An 18,864-nucleotide genomic window follows, 5' to 3' on the forward strand; every position below is an offset into this window, starting at 1 on the left:
GATTATCCTTTTGGCTGACAGTTCAGTTCAAGCTTGGTCGCAAATATCTTGCTCATATCGGTGCCTGTCGGATCATTGAAGAAGGCGTCCGTCAGGTTCTTCTGGTTCGCGGCGATCGCGTCGTCGGGGTTCGGACGAACGACCTTGCTCGTGCATGTCGACGGCAAGTCGGCGACCTGCATATTGGCATCCTCGGTGAAATCGATCGCCGTGTAGAAGGTCGGGTCATAGACGCCGATATCGATCTTGCCGGCCAGCCTGGTTGGCGCCTTGGGTTCGGATTCGAACAGGATAATGAGCTGGTCGTTGTCGAAATTCGCCATCAGCTGCGGCGGCGGGCTCATCGCCTCATCCTTGCCGTCGACGGTGACGAGCTGGAAGTAATTGAACTCCGCCAGCGAAGCGTGGACGGTGTCGGCGACTTCCTTCAGCTCCTTGTCGTCAAGCTTCAGGTCGGAATTCTTGTCGAACTCCATCATCACCGTGCTCGAAAACAAATCGTCGAAGCGCCAGACATGACGCAAGGCCTTCACGCTTTGGTGATCCGGGCTGAGGATCACTTCGAGGCGAGCCTCGGCGAAGACGTGGGGATGCACGTCGGCTGGCCCGACCGTGGCAAATGTCGCCGCCATGGCCGAGGCCATCATGATTGCTTGCCGCTTCAGGTTCATTCTGGGTGGTGATTCCATCGACTTCGGTGACTGTCGAGAGTTACCAGAAAGCGGGCGAAAATGGGACCCCGGGCGGCCAAAAGCTCATGCATTGTCAATCGTCTTGAACCACTGCACCAGGAAATCGACAAAGACGCGAACCTTCGCAGGCAAATAGCGCCGGTGCGGATAGACGGCGAAAATGCCGCCACCCGGCAGGATGCGGTCATCCAGCACGGTCACCAGCCGGCCACTTTCGATATCGGGCGCTGCGATGAAATCCGGCAGGATGGAAAATCCCAATCCCGCCACGGCGGCCGCCCTTGCCGCCATCGGACTGTTGACCTCGATCGGACCGGAGACCGAAACGGTCACCGTGTCGCCGCTGTCGCCCTTGAACGGCCAGTTGGTCAGCCAGCGGCCATTGGTGTCGATGATGCAGGGCATGCGGCCAAGGTCCTGCGGCCGCGCCGGCATGCCGTGCCTGGCGATCAGCTCGGGCGATGCGCACAGCCGCACCGAGAACGGCGCCAGGCGCCTGGCGATCAGCGAGGAGCTTTCCAGCCGCGAAATGCGCACGGCGAGATCGAAACCTTCCTCGACCAGATCGACGAAGCGGTCGTCGAGATGAATGTCGAGCACGATGTCGGGATGCTGCTTGGCGAAGTCGATCAGCGATAGGCCGATCGGCGCATCGGCAAAGGTGCGCGGCGCCGACAGCTTGATCCTGCCGCGCACGTCGCCAGAGGATTCGCGCACCGCATCGGCAAGGCTGTCGACCTCGCGGACGATTTCCGAGGCGCGGCGGTAATAGGTGTGGCCGGCCTCGGTCAGCGAGAACTGCCGGGTGGTGCGGTTGAGCAGCAGCGCGCCGAGCTCGTCCTCCAGCTCGCGCACATATTTCGACAGCAGCGCCTTGGAGCGGCCGATCTTGCGCGCCGCTGCCGAAAATCCTTCGGCCTCGACGACGTCGATGAAGGCGCGCATGCGGGTCAGCGTATCCATGTCATGCGCTCCTTTGCTGGGCTGAAAGGATGCGCGCGACAAGCGCCATCAGCTGCCGGTCGCTGTTTTTGGGTCCGAGCAGCGAGAGGCCGAACGGGGCGCCGTCGACCAGGCCCAGCGGCAGGGTGATCTGCGGAAAGCCGGATAGACCGGAAAGACACAACAGTCTCAGCGCGCGTTCGCGATAGGTCTGCAAATCGTCGAATGAGGCGGCCTTGAGCGGCGCGGCACCTGGAGCGGTCGGCAGCACAAGGACGCCGTCCTCGCCAAGCAGGTCGGCAAGCTCAATTCGAAACGAAACGCGACGTTCCGTTTCGAATTGAGCGGTTGCCGCGTCGATGGCTGCGCCATGCTCGAAGCGCTCCTTAACGCCGGGGCCGAGCATCCGATCGCCGCCGGCGATCCAGGCACCATGATTTTGCCACGCCTCGTACCCCTGCAGTTTGCGGAAGCACCAATAGAGATCGTCGGTGGAATGCGACAGCGGGGCAACGGTACACGGTGCGCCCAGCACCGATGCGACAGCGCGGACCATGGCGCGATACTCGTTAGCTTCCCGCGAGCCGAGCACGAGCCCGTCCAGCGCATCCAGCGCGAGGGGGCGCTGCAATTCTTGGTTGTGCAGATCGTCGCCGAGCAGCACCGCGCCGACCTTTTCGTAGGTGACCATGTCTCTGGCGAACCAGCCGAACGTATCCAGTGAAGGGGCCAGCGGCATGGCGCCTTCGAGCGAGATGCGGCCATGCGTGGTCCTCAGGCCGATCAGCCCACAAAAGCTTGCCGGGGCGCGAATCGAGCCGCCGGTATCGGATCCGGCGGCGATGTCGGCCAGCCCGCCGGCGACCGCAGCGGCGGAACCGGAGGACGAGCCGCCGGTGACGCGATCAGGTGCTGCCGGATTGACCGGCGACGGGAAATGCGCGTTCAGCCCCATCAGCGAGAAGGCCAGTTCGTCGGTCTGCGTCTTGCCGACGAAGCGCGCGCCCGAATCAAGCAGCGCCTGGACGGAAGGCGCCGTCGCCGAGGCGGGTGAAGCCTGCTGATATTTTTGCGGATTGCCGCAGCCGGTGCGGTAGCCGGCGACGTCGTAAATATCCTTGACGGCCAGGCGCAGGCCGGCAAGCGGGCCGGACTGCGCATTGGATACAGGTATACCATCGAGGTCGAGAAAAGCGTTCAGAGGGCCGCGAGTGCCTGCCATGCGTTCGATATCCGGATACAGTTGTTGCAACATTGTTCGACGCCAGGAATTTTACAACCTGGCGTACGATTTTTATTGATTGTGAAATCCATCGACCTTATATCGCGCTTGCCCAAAGTCGCACGTGCCTGTGGGTGTCCGCCGATCCTCAAAATGGTGAGGGATATCGGTAAGGTAACTGGAGCTAACCCCTCCAGTCGGTTTAGCGGCCAACCGCCAGACCGAGGACACCTTGAAGCAACGACGGTGCGGGCCTTTCTGGTGTTCTGCCGGTCGTCCAAAGACCGGGGTTACTGAAGAGGCACACCTTCATTGCCGGCAGTGCGGAACGGGTTCTCCCAATCCAAGCCAAGGCAGACAAAGCGAACCGAGGCCGGGCAAGGCCAAGGTTCACCGCCGCGAGACGGCGCTTCATGGTTCCGGGGTCTCCACCGGCTGGTTCCATGGATTGACGTCCCGCCTTTGTCCACCGCGTGTTCGCGAGGTCGATGACCCGTGTCCCGCAGCCTTTGTGCGCGCCGAAAGGCGCTATGGAGAGACCCCGATGGCTACCCAGCGCATCCTTGACTTCCTCGCCACCCGACGTCCGAACGGCCCTTGCCTCGTCGTCGATCTCGATGTCGTGCGCGACAATTTCCGCGCCTTCGAGAAGGCGCTTCCCGATTCGAAAATCTACTATGCGGTGAAAGCAAATCCGGCGCCGGAAATCCTGCGCCTGCTTGCTGCGATGGGCTCGTCCTTCGACACCGCTTCCGTTGCCGAAGTCGAGATGGCGATGGACGCCGGCGCGCCGGCGGACCGCATCTCCTTCGGCAACACCATCAAGAAGGAGCGCGACATCCAGCGCGCCTATCAACTCGGCATCCGGTTGTTCGCGGTGGACTGCGTCGAGGAGGTCGAGAAGATCGCCCGCGTTGCACCCGGCGCCCGTGTGTTCTGCCGCGTGCTGACCGACGGCGAAGGCGCCGAATGGCCGCTGTCGCGCAAGTTCGGCTGCGTGCCGGCGATGGCGGTCGACGTGCTGCGCCACGCGAGGGCGCTCGGGCTGGACGCCTATGGCGTGTCGTTCCATGTCGGCTCGCAGCAGACCGACCTGACCGCCTGGGACCGCGCGCTCGGCGACGCCAAAAAGGTGTTCGCGACGCTCGCTGACGAAGGCATTGTGCTCAAGATGGTCAATATGGGAGGCGGTTTCCCGACCCGTTACCTCAGGGACGTGCCGGTGGCGCAGGCCTATGGCCAGGCGATCTTCTCGGCGCTGCGCAAGCATTTCGGCAACGCGATTCCCGAGACCATCATCGAACCGGGCCGCGGCATGGTCGGCAATGCCGGCGTCATCAAGTCGGAAGTCGTGCTGATCTCGAAGAAGGCCGACAACGACAACGTGCGTTGGGTGTTCCTCGACATCGGCAAGTTCGGCGGTCTCGCCGAGACGATGGACGAGGCGATCCGCTACCCGATCGTCACCGCGCATGACGGCACCGAGACCGCGCCGTGCGTGCTCGCCGGCCCGACCTGCGATTCGGCCGACGTGATGTACGAGAAGACGCCGTATCCGCTGCCCCTGTCGCTGACCATCGGCGACGAGGTGCTGATCGAGGGCACCGGCGCCTACACGACGACCTACGCCTCGGTCGCCTTCAACGGCTTCGAGCCTCTCCGATCCTACGTGATCTGACGGCTCGCAAGAGCCGGTCAGATCACCCCGAGGTGGGCGCCTGTCGCCCGCCCGGGCTCGCCTGTGGAACAATCCGCTCGTGAAGGATCGCGGAAATGGAAATTGTGGATTTCATTGTTGATGGCGCCGCGCGCGGAATCTCCCCCCTTGAGGGGGAGATGGCCACGAAGTGGCCAGAGGGGGTCGTCTCGGGTGAAGCGCCGACGTCCTTCGCCCACGACAGGGTGTCGCGTCAGGACGTACCGACCCCCTCTGTCGCCTTTGGCGACATCTCCCCCTCGAGGGGGGAGATTGCTGGCGCTTTCGTCATCACCGCCGAAACCGCTGCCGACGTCCCGGCGCGCGAGGCTTTGCTCGATCGCGCCATGGGGCCGAAGCGCCGGAGAAAATCGTCGGAAAAGCTGCGGCGCGGCCGCCGGCCTTCGGAAGGCCTTGCCTTTGTCGCACGTGACGCGTCGGGCGCTGTCACCGGCACCGTGCGGCTGTGGGATGTCGTGCTGGGCGAGGGCGGTAGGTCCGCCCTTCTGCTTGGCCCGCTCGCCGTCGATCCCACAATCAAGAATGCCGGCATCGGCTCGGCGCTGATGCGCCATGCAATCGCTGAAGCCGCGCGCCTCGGCCATGCGGCGATCCTGCTGGTCGGCGATGCGCCCTATTACGAGCGCTTCGGGTTCTCGGCCGATAAAACCGGCTCGCTGGCCATGCCGGGACCTTATGAGCGGCACCGCCTGCTGGCGCTGGAGCTGGTGGAAGGCGTGCTCGCCGGCGCGCAGGGCACGCTGAAGGCGGCCGGGCGCAAGCTGAAGGCACAGCGGCTGTCGCTCGCTGCCTGACGGATCGGAAACAAGCCGCTGCCATCGGGCGGCGGCTTGTTTCCATCCAGGATTGGAATGGGTCAGCCGATCAACTGGCTCAGCGCCATGGCGACGCTCATGTCGCCTTCGACCTTTATCTTGCCGGACATGAACGCCATGGTCGGGTTGAGATCGCCCGATATCAGCGATTCCAGATCCTCGAGCGAAAGCTTTATCGTGCAGTCGGCCGGCGCGTCGGTGGTCGAGACGGCAGCGCCGTCGATGACGATGACGCCGTCGCCTCCGGTGTCGAATTTCACGGAACGATCGAACCCGGCACTCGCCACGCGCGCGCTGATCTTGTCGGCAATTTCCTGAACGCCCATGGCCGTTCTCCTCGTCTCGTTGCGTTTGTCGCACCCCATTGCACTTCGGTCTGGGGCACTTCGGTCTGGGGCACTTTGATCCGGCCCGAAGTCGCCGTCTTGCGCATTTCGCGATCAAGGTCGCCGGCGCATATAGCTTCGGGTTGACGTTTACGTCAACGCGGTTCCCGACATGATGATGGGTTTTATCGCCGCAGTGAAGCTGGGTTGTCGGCGAGGGCAGCCCAGAGGGGGATGGCGGTCCCATTGCATTTAGCTGGACACCGCCGGCAAATGACCGCTACCATCGCTGTGTGCACCAGATTTCAGCTGGAGCCAGGTTTCACCTGGAGATCGAGTGCTCGAAGAACCGAACAGAAATCCCGGATCCCATCGTTATGGGAAGCCGAGCTTGTGGTGGCCACCACCTCTGGGTTGATGGCTTGCGGGCCCGATCCAATCTGAAGATTTAATTTCGTGTTCAGAGAGACACAATCATGAATACCATGCTTTCCGTGGAAGCCCGGGAGACCGAGCTTGCCGTGACGTTCTCGTCAGGCGAAACAGTCTGCTATCCCTGGCTTTGGCTAAAGGATAATGCGCCATCGGCGTTTCACCCACAGACCCAAGAACGAATATTCGACCTGACCAGCGTTGACGCCCCGCTCAGACCCTTCAACGTCCAGGACAGACGCGGCGCTGTGAGCATTGTCTGGCCGAACGGCCTGGCTGAGGAGGAAATCCCGGGCCATTTCTTTGAATCCTACCGCCCAGGCAGAAAGCGGGACGATCCGGCCGAGATCGCTCCGAAACTCTGGGACGGCTCGATCGATCTTGAAACCATACCGCGCTACTCTGCCGGGGGCCTTTTTTCAAAGCGATGCCGATCTGCTTGCCTGGCTGAGGGCGACGGCTGCATACGGGCTCTCCATCGTCGAGGGGCTTGGCGATGATCCCGACGCCGGGCGGCGTGCGGCCGAGCGGGTAGGTTTCCTGCGCCAGACAAATTTCGGCACTATGTTCGAAGTCGTGTCGATGCCGAACCCGAACAACTTGGCCTACACCCCTGTCGCCTTGCCGTTACACACCGATCTCGCGAACCAGGAGGTGCCGCCCGGCTATCAATTCCTGCATTGTATCGCGAATGAAGCTGAGGGCGGTGGATCGGTCTTTGCCGACGGGTTTGCGGTTGTGGCCGCATTACAGGCGGAAGATCCAGAAGCATACCGTCTGTTGTGCGAGGTCGATATCCCCTATCGTTTTCACGACGAAAACTACGATCTGCGCGGTCGGTTTCCTGTGATCGTAACTCGACGCAATGGAGACGTGACAGAGTTGCGGTTCAACGCCCATCTTGTCGATGTCATCGACCTTCCCTCCGAGATATGCACCCCCTTCTATGCGGCTTATCGCAAGCTGATGATGATGATCCGCAGCTCGCGTTTTCAAATAGCCTACCGCCTCAAGGCCGGCGAAATGGCGGTCTTCGATAATCGCCGGGTGCTTCACGGCCGCCAATCGTTCAACCCAAATACGGGGCTGAGACATCTGCGGGGATGCTATGTCGATCGGGGTGAGTTTCAGAGCCGCATTCGCGTCCTCTCCCGATAGCGGCACGACGATGATCGCTGACGTACGGTCAGTTGCTGTCGGTGCAAGGCCTCCGGCGGACGTTCCGACGGTGGTTGTTTGCCCGAAAGCCGGCGGCAATCAGGGCAGTTACAAGGTTTGCATCATTCAAACAGACGAGGACAGTGGCCAAGCCTGTCCCTAGCGTGGGCTCGCCTCATGCGCCACCGCGCGATCAGGGGGAAGGGGTAACCCGTGTCCGGGAGGCGAGGATCGAGACCCCAGATGGCGTTACAGTAGGGGATGTTCAGTCATGAAAATCAGAAGTCTGATCAAGCGTGCCGAGACGGTGGACAGGGCATTCAAGGAACTCGAAGCCGATTTGGCGGATGCGTTCGATGAGTGTCTCAACCTGGACGACCAATCGCCGTTGGACAACGTTCCGGATGAGAATCTCGCGGCAAGGAATGACAACTCTCAGCCCGAGGACGATGCCGACGCTCCCGAGAACGCACGGCGGCTGACCTCCCACACACAAACCCGCCTGGCTGCGCTAGATGCCGTTGAGGGGTTGTTTGACGATGCGCGCGAGTATCTGCAGGAGATCAACACGAAACTTTCGGAGATCGCGACCTCGCATCACCTGACAGGCGAATTCCTGAAGCTGCTTCACGGGGACATTCTTCGCGCCAACGAACTGGAACTGGCAAATGGCAGCCTGACCACGCAGCAAAGAGTGCTATCGGAGCAGTTCCACGATGCGACCAGAAAGCAGCGCGAGCGCGAAAGCGCCGTCGAGGCCCTGCAGCAGCGCGAGATAAGCCTGGCCGAGGACAAGGAGGCACTTCGCAGTGCGCTTGCTGCAGCAAAGCTGGAACTCGTCGTGGCAGGCAATGCGAGCGCAGAACGCGAAGCGGAGTTCGGCGACCTCGTCAAAACGCTTTCGGCCAGAACGGCCGAGGCCAACCGATGCGCACGCGAGAACGAGATATTGCGGGAAAAGCATGTCAGCCTGTCGATCGATTTCGACAAGGCGCTGAAGCGGGAAGCTGAGGCGCGGCACCGGCTGGACGAGCTCTCGACGATTCATGCCAGTGACGCGGCGCGACTTTCGGAACTGCTGGCTGCGCTCGGCAAGAGTGAACAAGAGGAGATGCGGCTGCAGAAATCGCTCGATATCGCGCAAGCGAAGCTGTCGGAAATGACGGAAGCGGCCCGTATCATGGAAGGTGACAGGGAAGCCGAGCGTGCGCGTAGTTTCGCTGAGATCGGCGGCCTGCGTTCTGAAATTCGCAACCTCCAATCACGATTTGAAGTCGCCTCGAACGAGAACAATCAAGCCGCGAGCGAGATCGCCAAACTCAAGGCTCAATGGAGCGACGCTGTCGCCGAAAAGCAAATTGCGGAGGAAAGGTTGTCGGTTCTCAGAAAGGAGAACGAAAACGACAAGATGCACCTCTCGACCGTGAGCGCGAATTTTTCGCAGCTTTCCCTGCAGCAGGCATCCGAACAGATACAGCTCGATGTCCAGAGGCAGGAATGCGAGGACCTGCGAGCCGAAGTCGCGATGCTCGACGCCCGGGTCAAGGAACTGTTGCCCTATGAGCGTCTCCACAAGGTCACAAACGCCAAACCGCATGAGAACGGCGTGGTCGAGATCGCCGGTGTCGTGGCGGAGAAGTCCCGCGCCACAAGCAGGCGGCGCGTCCGTACGAGCCTGCGCGCCGCATCCTGACGCACGGGTGTCACTTGGATTTACGGGAACAGACTGAAGGTCCGTTGTCGAAGCAACGCAGATTCGGCGAATTAGCTTGCGTGCGCTTCCTTCCTCAGGGCTTCCCCGATCTAGTGTACGGTGTTGCCCGTCAGGTTAGCGCATGGATCGAAGCGTCATTTGCCGACCAACTGGTCACACCGGCACGGCCGGATTAGGCCTCGAGAAAGTCCAGGGCCTTTTCCACGAAGGCGCCGTGATACTGGAAAATGGCCGTATGCCCGCCGTCCTCGTACAGGACCAGCTCGGCATTGGGGAAGCGTCGTGCCAGGTCGACGGAATTGCTGGTGGGCACCATTCTGTCGTGATCGCCATTCACCACGAGGACCGGGTGCCGGACACGCGATAGGTCAGCAGGGCGCTCAAGGCCAAAGGCACGGACTGCCTTGAGCTGCTGGCTGAAAGCGCCGAGGGCGATTGGGCTTGTCGCGGTCATTGGTCCGTTCCTTCAAGCGCTGCAGAAACGCGCGCGCCGCCTTCTTGCCGTTGGGGCTTTGGGTGAAGAAGAGGTAGTTCTTGGGTCCCTGATGGTCAGCGCGGCGCGAATCATGTCGAAGATGGTGACTGATGTCACCCTGTCGATGCCGGTACCACCGGCTGGGCCGGTTCCCGCGAGGATGATCTTGCGAACCAGATCAGGCTCGAGCTGAACAATCGCCTGGGCGATGAAGCCGCCAAGAGATAGGCCGAGCAGATCGACCTGCTCGAAGCCGAGGGCCCGGATGAAGGCGATCGCGTCGCGGGCCATCGCCTCCACCGTGTTGGGAGTGGACCCGCCTGATGCGCCAACACCACGGTTATCGAAGGTGATAACGTGCCGTTTTGCGGCAATGCCATCGACGACCCGGGGATCCCAATTGTCGAGTACCGCACTCAGATGAGTAAGGAAGATCACCGGTACCCCTGACGTGGGCCCGAGCTCCCGGTAGGCGAATTTCGTACCGCCGACGTCGACCGTTTACGTCGGCACGTCCCTGTGTTTGACGATCGCGGCAGGTCGCGACAGATGATGCACGTTCATGATGGTTTCCTTTCTTCCGGCTTGTCGCTGTCGCGGGGCTGGAGCAGCGCCTCCGCCGCTGCCGCGCCAGCCGCAAGGATGCGATCGGACAGTTCGGTCCCGTTCACCGCGCGCGATAGCTCAAGCGTGCCGATCAGGGTCGCGAAGAGGCCGAACGCGACATCTTCGGGGTCGCGGGCGTCGGGTGTCAGTTCGGCCGCCACCGGGCGTACGAGCTTGAGCAGGTGCTCGGCGTAAACCTGGCGCGTCTCGACCGGCTCACGCGCAATTTCGGGCAACAGCGCGGCTGAAGCGCAACCGTGGCCTGGATTGTCTCGGTGTTCCGCCGACAGATACGCGTCGATGGCCATTGGCAGGCCACCGGCAGCCACCGCCTCCTGAATCTGGGTCGCCTGAACCTCCAGGGCCGCCGCCACGCTCTCACGCACGAGCGCCGCCTTGGACGGAAAATGGGGATAGAAAGCTCCATTGGTCAGTCCCGCCTCGCCCATGATGCCGGCGAGACCTGATGCAGCGATGCCGTCGGAGCGAAACCGTTCGGTCGCCACATCCATGATCCGCTGCCGCGATGCTTCCCTCCGGCCTTTCTCGTAGCGCATGTCTTTCTCCTTCGATCAGCTATTGCATTACGACCATATTATCATTAAGTGACCATAATGCAATAGGGCAAGGCATCGGAGATGTCGACCTGGCTCCTAGTCTCCTCAATTTAGGAAAGCTACAATGAAGGCCTTCATCGTCGATCGATATGCAAAGAAAGCTCGCCTCCGGCTTGGAGAGGTTCCAGAGCCGGAAGCAGGGGAGAATGACGTGCTGGTGCAGATCCATGCCGCCAGCGTCAATCTGCTGGACTCCAAGATCAGGGACGGAGAATTCAAGCTCATCCTGCCCTACCGCCGGCCTTTCGTCGCAGGCCATGACGTGGCCGGAACGGTCATTCGCGTCGGCGCGAAAGTCCGACAATTCAAACCGGGCGACGAGGTCTATGCGCGAGCGCGCGACGGTCAAATCGGAGCGTTCGCTGAATACATCGCCATTAATGATGCGGACGTGGCCCTGAAGCCAAAAAACCTCAGCATGGAAGAGGCTGCGTCCATTCCCCTGGTGGGTCTAACCGCCTGGCAGGCGCTGGTTGAAAGAGCGAAGCTGAAGAAAGGACAGAAGGTCTTCATTCAGGCCGGCTCCGGCGGAGTGGGGACATTCGCCATTCAATTGGCAAAGCACCTCGGCGCGACGGTCGCCACGACAACAAGCGCCTCGAACATGGATATGGTCAGGAAGCTGGGCCCCGATGTCGTCATCGACTACAAGAAGGACGACTTCGAGAAAGTCCTTTGGGGCTACGATGTCGTCCTGAACAGCCAGGACAACAAGACGCTCGAAAAGTCGCTGCGTGTGCTGAAGCCAGGTGGCGTCGCCGTTTCGATCTCCGGTCCGCCCGATCCTGGGTTTGCCAGGGAGAAAGGGCTGAACTGGGTGCTGAACCTGGTCATGCGCGTTTTGAGTGCAGGCATCAGGAGGCGGGCGAAACGCGCAGGTGTCCGATACTCGTTCCTGTTCATGGCGGCCAATGGCGAGCAGTTGACAAAGATAACGTCGCTCATCGAAACGGGCGTCATCCGCCCGGTCGTAGATCGGGTCTTTCCGTTTGAGCAGACCAATGACGCCTTGGCCTACATCGAGCAGGGCCGGGCCAAGGGCAAGGTTGTCATCAACCTCAAATAGCTTCGCAATGCTTCAGGCAACCACGTCCTGGGCGCAACTTCAGGTTGTAGGCATTTGCGCGACATGCATTAATGCTCGATTGGTCCTTTCGGCATGACGATGGTGGTGCCGGCGGTTGTCGGACGCTCGATCATGCGGCGCACGCGCGGCGGCTCGTCGCCGCTGTGCAGCGCCCTCAGGCGCTCGCCGACAACGGCGTCGGCATGGGTGGCCCGCTTGTTGTGGCGGATGTATTCGAGCCATGTCGGCGTGTGATAGTGCTCGATCCATATTGCGGGATTTTCGAGATCGCGCGCCAGCGTCCAGTTGCGGGCGCCGTCACGGCGGCGGATGCGGCCGCGTTCGGCCATGGTGGCCAGGAATTCCGGCACGTCCTCCTCGCGGATGATGTACTCGATCATGATGGCGATCGGCCCGCTGCGCAGTTTCAGGTCGAGTGCAAGATGCGGCTCCTTGAAACGGTTCAGCGGATCGAGGTTGAGCACCGCCTGCTGCGGCAAAGGCAGCAAGAGGCCGATCGCGCCGCCCGCCAGCATCGCGACGGCGGCCGCGATCAGCGCGAACTCGGCGCCATGCGAATCAGCGACGACGCCCCAAATCCAGCTGCCGAGGGCGATGCCGCCGAAAGTCGCCGTCTGATAGACCGAGAGCACCCGGCCGACCACCCAGCGCGGCGTCGACATCTGCACCGTGACGTTGAAATGCGCCAGCGCGACCACCCAGCAGGCGCCGCCGATGAGCAGCCCGAGCGACGTTTGCCAGGCCTGGTCGCTGACGGCGGCATTGAAGGCGCAGAGCGCGAAGCCGGCGAATGCCATGCGCACCATCGTCTCGCTTGACAGAATCTGCCTCAGCCTGACGCTGATCAGCGCGCCGCCGACGGCGCCGATGCCGAAAGCACCGAGCATGATGCCGTAGGTCAAGGCATCGCCCTTGACGACATTGCGCGCCACCAGCGGCAGCAGCGCCAGGACCGCGCCGGCGCTGAAGCCGAAAGCCGCACCCCTTACCAGCACCTTGCCGATATTGGGCGACATGGCGACGTAGCGCAGGCCAGCACCCATCGCCGCGCCCAGCGTCTCGCGCGGCAGTGTCGAGGCCGGCAATTCCGGCTTCCAGCGGGCCAGCACGATGATCAGCCCGACATAGCTCAATGCGTTGGCGGCAAAGGCCGCTGCGGTACCTGCGGCGGCGACGATGATGCCGCCGATCGCCGGGCCGACGCTGCGCGTTAGGTTGAAGCCCAACGAATTGAGCGCGACGGCAGCCGGCAGCTTGGCGCGCGGCACCATGTCGCCGACAGAAGCTTGCCATGACGGGTTGTAAAGCGCCGTGCCGCTGTTGATCAGGAAGGCGAAGGCGAGCAGCGTCCACGGCGTCATCAAGCCAAGATAGGTGAACACGGTCAGCAGAACCGAGACGACCAACATGAAGATCTGGGCAATCAGCATGACCTTGCGCCGGTTGAAGCTGTCGGCGATGGCCCCGGCAACGAGCGCAAACAGCATGATCGGCAAGGTGGTCGAAGCCTGGACCAGCGCAACCTGATAGGACGAGGTGGCGATCGTGGTCATCATCCAGGCGGCGCCGACGCCCTGGATCAAGCCACCGAAATTCGAAACCAGACTGGCGGACCATACGGCGCGGAAAATGCCGTGTCGGAACGGCGCCAGCGCCGAGACGCGTTCGCTGTCCGGCTCGTCGTCGATCATGGATGCTTCCCCGACTTCAAATGCTGCGTTCTTCCAGAATCGGTGCCCTCATGCCGTCCCTAGAAGTAGAGCAAGACCTCGCAAAGGGCGAACGCCTTTTCAAAGAAGATCATGGTCCAACAACAAGATAGCCGTGGCTGCGACAGGTCAGCGGCCATTCTTGCAGGCGGCGTGAGGCGCTTCGGCCGCCTGCTTCCAGAAATCGGCGCATTGGGCAAAAAATACTTAGCGACTTGACGAAGTTTTCGCTTGCGCCACCGGCAAATTGGGCGATAGCTAGCGATATGGCTAAGCATGATCTTGATCTCTCGCTGCTCTTCCACGCGCTCGCTGATCCGACCCGCCGGTCGATCCTGACCCGGCTCGCCGAAACACCTGCGCGGGTAACGGATCTGGCTGGGCCCACGGGACTGCGGCTGCCCACGGTGATGCGGCACCTTTCCGTGCTGGAGGAGGCAGGGTTGATCACCACGTCCAAGGACGGGCGCATACGCACCTGCGCCATCGTACCCGAGGCTCTGGATCCAGCGCGAACATGGCTCGATGAACAGCGGGCCATCTGGGAAGCTCGGCTCGACCGGTTGGACGCATTTGTGATGAATGTGATGAAGAAGGAGCGCGCAGAATGACACAGAACCTCGCTACAAACAGTGCGACCCGTGCGGTGCCCGATGATAGGAAGGGCCGTTTTGCGACGCTGACCTTCGAACGGGACGTGGCTGCGCCATTGGCCGTGCTGTGGGAGGCTTGGACGGCCCCAGCCGCGCGGGCGATCTGGGCTGCGCCATCGCCCTCGGTCACCGTGGAGTTTTTGGAGGCCGACACCAGGGTGGGTGGTCGCGAGATCTCGCTCTGCAAGGCAGAGGGCCAGCCGGACATCCGCTGCGAGTGCGGCTGGCTGGTGTTGCAGCCAGCGCTGTGCAGTGTGAACTACGAGGTGGTCTCGTGCGAAGGCGTGACGCAATCAGCAGCGCTGGTGACGGCAGATCTCTCAGGCACGCACGAGCGCAGCCGGCTAGTCGTGACGGTGCAACTTTCCTCGCTGGCGCAGGACATGGAAGCAGGCTACCGGGCGGGCTTCGGTGCCGGCCTGGACAACCTCGCGGGCGCGGCCGAACGAACCATGGTGCTGCAGCGGGTGATTCAGGCGCCGCGGTCCACCGTCTGGGGCGCGTGGATGAACCCTGAAACGCTGCCGCAATGGTGGGGGCCGGAAGGCTTCTCCTGTCGAACGAAGAGGATCGACTTGCGAGCGGGCGGCGAGTGGGTATTCGACATGATCGCGTCTGACGGCACGGTTTTCCCGAACCACCATCTCTATAACGAGGTCCGGCCCGAGGAGAGGATCGGCTATACGCTGCATTGGGGCGAGAACGGGCCGAAACATGCCGACGCCTGGGCCTCGTTCGAGGATCAGGACGGGGCAACGAAGGTGACGCTGGGCATGGTATTCAGCACGGCTGCCGAGTTCCAGGAGGCGAAGGGCTTCGGTGCCGTGGAACTGGGACTGCAAACTCTCGGCAAACTGGAACGCTTTGTCGCATCCCGCTGAAATGCTGCGATTTCCCGTCGGCCCGAATCAGGGCTTGTGGACGAGGTCCTCCTCCATGTCGCCCGTCCTCAATGGCGACGGCATCCGCCGCTTCAGTCAGACGGCATAGCCGGTCGGGCTGGAGCGGTCAGGCTGGAGAAGACCGAGCTCTCGGAAGCGGGGCAGATCACCAACATGCGCTTCCGCTTCACGGGATAGGCCGAGAATTCACAAAGGGATACACGAAGAGGAGGGTTCTATGAGAAAACTGATCATATGGGACATGGTGAGCGTCGACGGCTTCTTCGAAGGTCCGGACAGGGACATCAGCTGGTTCGTCTTCGAAGAAGAACTCGAGGACTACATTCATAAGACCCAGGAAAAGGCCGACACGCTGATCTTCGGCCGCGTGACCTACGAGCTCATGGCGGCCTATTGGCCGTCCGAGCAAGGCTGGATCGCAGATTTCATGAACAAGATCGAGAAGGTGGTCTTCTCGCGCACGCTGAAAAGCGCCGACTGGAACAACACGAAGCTCTTCAACGGCAATGTCGCGGAAGAAATCTCCAGGCTGAAGACCAGGGACGGCGGAGACATCTTCGTGTTCGGCAGCGCCGACCTCACGGCGACCCTGATGGAGCATGGCCTGATCGACGAGTATCACCTCGGGATCAACCCCGTCATTCTCGGGAGAGGCACGCCGCTCTTCAAGGGCGGCCCGAATCGGATACCCCTGAAGCATCTCGAGACGAGGACGCTCAAGTCAGGTGTTGTCATCCTCCATTACGCGCCGGAGAGCAGACAATGACGATCGATCCGCTGTTTCCCGTCAACCACTTGTCGAATTGGGAGGGCCCGGGAAGCGACGCGTTCCAGAGGATCGGCGGCCAAGTGGCGTAGCTGCCATCACCGCTGCGCTCTCTCGGGTCTAACGCCTGGGCAGCCCTTTGGGCGACATGCATTACCGATCTTCGAATCCGGTCAGCACGCCGACCGCATTGATGCCGATTTCCTCGACGGCGTAGCCGCCTTCCATGACGAACAGCGTCGGCAGGCCGAGCTTGGCGATGCGACGGCCAATCCTGGGATAGTCGGCGCTTTTCAGCTTGAACCTGCTGATCGGGTCCTTCTCGAACGTGTCGACGCCGAGCGAGACGACAACGATCTCGGGGGCGTAAGCTGCAAGTTTTGCGCAGGCGTCCTCCAGCGAAGCATTCCAGGCATCCCATGTGGTGCCGAACGGCATGGGGTAGTTGACATTGAAGCCTTCGCCGGGCCCAGTGCCGCGCTCGTCGGCATGGCCAAGGAAGAACGGATATTCGGTCATCGGGTCGCCATGCAGGTTCAGCACCTGCACGTCGCCGCGGCTGTAGAAGATCTCCTGCGTGCCGTTGCCGTGATGGTAATCGACATCGAGGATCGAGACACGCCTGGCGCCCTGGTCGCGGAACCATTGCGCGGCAACCGCGGCGTTGTTGATGTAGCAATAGCCGCCCATGAAGGCAGCGCCGGCGTGATGGCCGGGCGGGCGGCAGAGCGCGAAGGCTGATCTCTCGCCGCCCTCGACCAGGGCGGCTGCGGTCAGCGCCACATCGTAGGACGACTTGATCGCCTCCCAGGTGCCTTTGACGAAGCCGGCGCCGCCGTCGAAGGAGTAAAAGCCAAGCAGCGCATCGATGATCTGGGGGCGCACATCGCCGCGCAGGCCGCGCGTCGGCCAGGTGAAGGGGAGGGCCGTGCCAGTCCGTCCCGACGCTTCCCAGAGCGGCCATACGGTCGGCAGGAAATCGATGTAGTCGCTGGTATGCACCTGCTTGGCGGCTGCGAGGTCATGACTCTGGGGCGGCAACACGGGGCCGAGTTTTTCGCTCTCCACCCTCGCCTTGATGAACTCGGCGCGCGAGGGCTTCTCGAAGGCCGGCACGATGGCGCCGGCGATCAATTCGACATTGCCGGAATGGCCGGCATGGAGGGGCGAAAAAACAGTCTTCATGAAATTGTTCCGTGGTGAGATGCGGCGACCCTAGCCGTCTTGCACTGCCTTTCACAAGGCGCTGGGCCAACCAGCCATGGCTTGCTGGCACGGCAGCTACTCGTCTAGCCTGTCGGTAGCGCAACCGAACCGCGGGTAATCATGAGTTCAAATGCCGACCTGATCGTCATGAATGCCCGTGTGCTGACCATGGACGAAGGCAATCCGACGGCCGAGGCGGTGGCGATAAAGGACGGCAACATCCTCGCGGTTGGGGATCGCCGGACGATTGAGGTGCTGAAAGGGCCGGCCACGAAGATTATCGATGCGCAAGGCGGGTCGATGGTGCCGGGCTTTATCGAAGCGCATATGCATCTTTTCGGCGGCGCGGCCGAACTCGACAATCTGCACCTTCAGGGCGTGCATGGCTTCGATGCACTGAGCGACGCGATCCGCGCCTATGCGGCGGCACGGCCGAACGCCAAATTGCTGCTTGGGGCCGGCGTCGACTACACCATCCTTTCCAAGGAAGAGCCGGTCACCCGCCATCATCTCGACCGCATCATCGCCGACCGGCCGTTCGCCATGTCGGCTTCCGATCATCACACGATGTGGGCCAACACCAAGGCGCTGGAGCTGGCTGGCGTCCTGCACGGCAAGCAACTCGGTCCCGGCAACGAGATCGTCATGGGAGCGGATGGCCTGGCGGCGGGCGAATTGCGCGAGGGGGAGGCGTTCGGGCCAATCCTCGAGCTTTCGGGGCAGAACCGAGTGCGGCTCGGCATTGCGACAGGCGGAGAGCCCGAGCCGTACCCTTCCGCCGCCGAAGTCGCGGCCGATCGTGACCTGATGCATCGCGGGTTGGAATGGTGCGCCCGCCACGGCATCACCTCGATCCAGAACATGGACGGCAATCTTTACCAGCTAGAGCTGCTAGCCGGGCTGGAACAGGAAGGGCGACTGCTCTGCCGCACCAAGATACCTTTTCATTTCAAGAACTTCATGACGCTCGACAGGCTGGAAAAGGCATCGAGCATGGCCAACTCCTATCAATCGGAATGGCTGTCGTCCGGCATGGTCAAGATGTTTTACGACGGCGTGCTGGAAGGCTGGACCGCGGTGATGGTCGACGACTATGCCGACCGGCCGGGCTGGCGCGGTGAGCCGCTGTTTACGCCGGAGCATCTCGCCGAGGTGGCGGGGGAGGCCGACCGGCGCGGGCTGCAGGTCGCCGTGCATTCGATCGGCGATTGCGCGGTGCGCGCGGTCCTCGATGGTTATGAGGCGGCGCGGCGGAAGAACGGCAGGCGCGACAGCCGGCACCGGGTCGAGCATATCGAGGTGGTCACTGCCGCCGACATACCGCGCTTCGCAGAGCTTGGCGTCATCGCCTCGATGCAGCCGCCGCACCCGCCCGGCGCCATGGACTTCCCGCTGGAGCCGACGCTTTCGCGCATCGGCCGCGAAAGATGGCCGCTGAGCTATGCCTGGCGGACGCTGAAGCAGGCGGGCACGCATGTCGTCTTCGCTTCCGACTGGCCGGTGTCGCCGATCGATCCGATTCTGGGCATTCAGGCGGCGGTGCTGCGCAAACCTTGGGCAGAGGGCGATCCCGACCAGAGCTTTTCGCTGCATGAATCACTAGCGGGCTACACGGTGGAAGGCGCCTATGCCGAGTTCATGGAGCACCGCAAGGGCCGCCTGAAGCCAGGCTTTATGGCCGATCTGGTGGTGCTCTCAGGCGACATCGAGGCGACCGCGCCGGAAGCGCTGCATACGGTGCGGCCGGTGACGACGATCTGCGGCGGCAAGATCACCTACCAGGCCTGACGGTGGCACGGGAATTGCGTCCTAAATCGACGTTCAG

Annotated in this window: 19 protein-coding genes; 10 read left to right on the top strand and 9 right to left on the bottom strand. The window is 62.2% G+C overall.

Features of this window, described 5'->3' with window-relative positions:
• Positions 1–2: 2 nt before the first annotated feature.
• The 3 genes from AC0L2R_RS06390 to AC0L2R_RS06400 all read right to left on the bottom strand — a co-directional run bounded on the left by AC0L2R_RS06390 (position 3) and on the right by AC0L2R_RS06400 (position 2,856).
• Positions 3–671, bottom strand: coding sequence for a DUF1007 family protein (locus tag AC0L2R_RS06390; RefSeq protein ID WP_473508143.1), 669 nt, complete (start codon positions 669–671; stop codon positions 3–5).
• 84 nt (positions 672–755) lie between these two features.
• A complete protein-coding gene (locus AC0L2R_RS06395) occupies positions 756–1,655 on the bottom strand; it encodes a LysR family transcriptional regulator (protein WP_473508144.1) in 900 nt (299 codons plus the stop codon).
• Position 1,656: 1 nt separating this feature from the next.
• Positions 1,657–2,856: an amidase gene (locus AC0L2R_RS06400; protein WP_473508145.1), complete on the bottom strand. Its 1,200-nt coding sequence runs from the start codon at positions 2,854–2,856 to the stop codon at positions 1,657–1,659.
• Between the two features lie 544 nt (positions 2,857–3,400).
• On the opposite strand from AC0L2R_RS06400, the gene odc2 reads away from it, so the two are divergent.
• Together odc2 and AC0L2R_RS06410 are read left to right on the top strand one after the other, a co-directional pair.
• Entirely contained in the window at positions 3,401–4,534 is a 1,134-nt protein-coding gene (odc2, locus tag AC0L2R_RS06405) for an ornithine/lysine decarboxylase (RefSeq protein WP_091594841.1), read from the top strand.
• 158 nt (positions 4,535–4,692) lie between these two features.
• Positions 4,693–5,367 carry a GNAT family N-acetyltransferase gene (locus tag AC0L2R_RS06410; RefSeq protein WP_473508146.1) on the top strand — a complete coding sequence of 225 codons (675 nt, stop codon included), beginning with the start codon at positions 4,693–4,695 and terminating at the stop codon, positions 5,365–5,367.
• A 62-nt stretch (positions 5,368–5,429) separates the two neighbouring features.
• Here the strand turns inward: AC0L2R_RS06410 and AC0L2R_RS06415 are convergent, their stop codons facing one another.
• The gene (locus AC0L2R_RS06415; RefSeq protein WP_473508147.1) at positions 5,430–5,714 is read right to left on the bottom strand and encodes an SCP2 sterol-binding domain-containing protein; all 285 of its coding nucleotides are present in this window, start codon (positions 5,712–5,714) and stop codon (positions 5,430–5,432) included.
• Positions 5,715–6,199: 485 nt separating this feature from the next.
• On the opposite strand from AC0L2R_RS06415, the gene AC0L2R_RS06420 reads away from it, so the two are divergent.
• The 3 genes from AC0L2R_RS06420 to AC0L2R_RS06430 all read left to right on the top strand — a co-directional run bounded on the left by AC0L2R_RS06420 (position 6,200) and on the right by AC0L2R_RS06430 (position 8,997).
• On the top strand, positions 6,200–6,646 hold the full coding sequence (locus AC0L2R_RS06420) for a gamma-butyrobetaine hydroxylase-like domain-containing protein (protein WP_473508367.1): 447 nt from the start codon (positions 6,200–6,202) through the stop codon (positions 6,644–6,646).
• A complete protein-coding gene (locus tag AC0L2R_RS06425) occupies positions 6,528–7,304 on the top strand; it encodes a TauD/TfdA family dioxygenase (RefSeq protein WP_473508148.1) in 777 nt (258 codons plus the stop codon). The genes AC0L2R_RS06420 and AC0L2R_RS06425 overlap by 119 nt, the downstream gene beginning before the upstream one ends.
• A gap of 271 nt (positions 7,305–7,575) precedes the next feature.
• Positions 7,576–8,997 (top strand): coiled-coil domain-containing protein, encoded by a 1,422-nt coding sequence (locus tag AC0L2R_RS06430; RefSeq protein ID WP_473508149.1) that lies wholly within the window; start codon positions 7,576–7,578, stop codon positions 8,995–8,997.
• Positions 8,998–9,190: 193 nt separating this feature from the next.
• Here the strand turns inward: AC0L2R_RS06430 and AC0L2R_RS06435 are convergent, their stop codons facing one another.
• The 3 genes from AC0L2R_RS06435 to AC0L2R_RS06445 form a co-directional block, all read right to left on the bottom strand.
• Positions 9,191–9,472, bottom strand: a complete 282-nt coding sequence (locus AC0L2R_RS06435; protein ID WP_473508150.1) for an alpha/beta fold hydrolase — start codon at positions 9,470–9,472, stop codon at positions 9,191–9,193.
• Positions 9,473–9,484: 12 nt separating this feature from the next.
• Complete coding sequence (locus tag AC0L2R_RS06440; protein WP_473508151.1) at positions 9,485–9,931, bottom strand: alpha/beta fold hydrolase; 447 nt, start codon at positions 9,929–9,931, stop codon at positions 9,485–9,487.
• A gap of 122 nt (positions 9,932–10,053) precedes the next feature.
• Positions 10,054–10,656, bottom strand: a complete 603-nt coding sequence (locus AC0L2R_RS06445) for a TetR/AcrR family transcriptional regulator (RefSeq protein WP_473508152.1) — start codon at positions 10,654–10,656, stop codon at positions 10,054–10,056.
• A gap of 124 nt (positions 10,657–10,780) precedes the next feature.
• On the opposite strand from AC0L2R_RS06445, the gene AC0L2R_RS06450 reads away from it, so the two are divergent.
• A complete protein-coding gene (locus AC0L2R_RS06450) occupies positions 10,781–11,782 on the top strand; it encodes an NADP-dependent oxidoreductase (protein ID WP_473508153.1) in 1,002 nt (333 codons plus the stop codon).
• A gap of 68 nt (positions 11,783–11,850) precedes the next feature.
• Here AC0L2R_RS06450 and AC0L2R_RS06455 read toward each other — a convergent pair whose 3' ends face one another.
• The gene (locus tag AC0L2R_RS06455; protein ID WP_473508154.1) at positions 11,851–13,494 is read right to left on the bottom strand and encodes an MFS transporter; all 1,644 of its coding nucleotides are present in this window, start codon (positions 13,492–13,494) and stop codon (positions 11,851–11,853) included.
• 284 nt (positions 13,495–13,778) lie between these two features.
• Between AC0L2R_RS06455 and AC0L2R_RS06460 the strand changes: the two genes are divergently transcribed.
• The 3 genes from AC0L2R_RS06460 (at position 13,779) to AC0L2R_RS06470 (ending at position 15,833) form a co-directional block, all read left to right on the top strand.
• Positions 13,779–14,123, top strand: a complete 345-nt coding sequence (locus AC0L2R_RS06460) for an ArsR/SmtB family transcription factor (protein ID WP_023798026.1) — start codon at positions 13,779–13,781, stop codon at positions 14,121–14,123.
• On the top strand, positions 14,120–15,046 hold the full coding sequence (locus AC0L2R_RS06465; protein WP_473508155.1) for an SRPBCC family protein: 927 nt from the start codon (positions 14,120–14,122) through the stop codon (positions 15,044–15,046). Before AC0L2R_RS06460 ends, AC0L2R_RS06465 begins: the two co-directional genes overlap by 4 nt.
• A 238-nt stretch (positions 15,047–15,284) precedes the next feature.
• Positions 15,285–15,833: a dihydrofolate reductase family protein gene (locus AC0L2R_RS06470; RefSeq protein WP_473508156.1), complete on the top strand. Its 549-nt coding sequence runs from the start codon at positions 15,285–15,287 to the stop codon at positions 15,831–15,833.
• Positions 15,834–15,986: 153 nt separating this feature from the next.
• Here the strand turns inward: AC0L2R_RS06470 and AC0L2R_RS06475 are convergent, their stop codons facing one another.
• Positions 15,987–17,018: a histone deacetylase family protein gene (locus AC0L2R_RS06475; protein ID WP_473508157.1), complete on the bottom strand. Its 1,032-nt coding sequence runs from the start codon at positions 17,016–17,018 to the stop codon at positions 15,987–15,989.
• 141 nt (positions 17,019–17,159) lie between these two features.
• Between AC0L2R_RS06475 and AC0L2R_RS06480 the strand changes: the two genes are divergently transcribed.
• The gene (locus tag AC0L2R_RS06480; protein WP_473508158.1) at positions 17,160–18,827 is read left to right on the top strand and encodes an amidohydrolase; all 1,668 of its coding nucleotides are present in this window, start codon (positions 17,160–17,162) and stop codon (positions 18,825–18,827) included.
• The last annotated feature ends 37 nt before the right edge of the window (positions 18,828–18,864 follow it).

The sequence above is a fragment of the Mesorhizobium sp. WSM4820 genome, assembly GCF_055811075.1.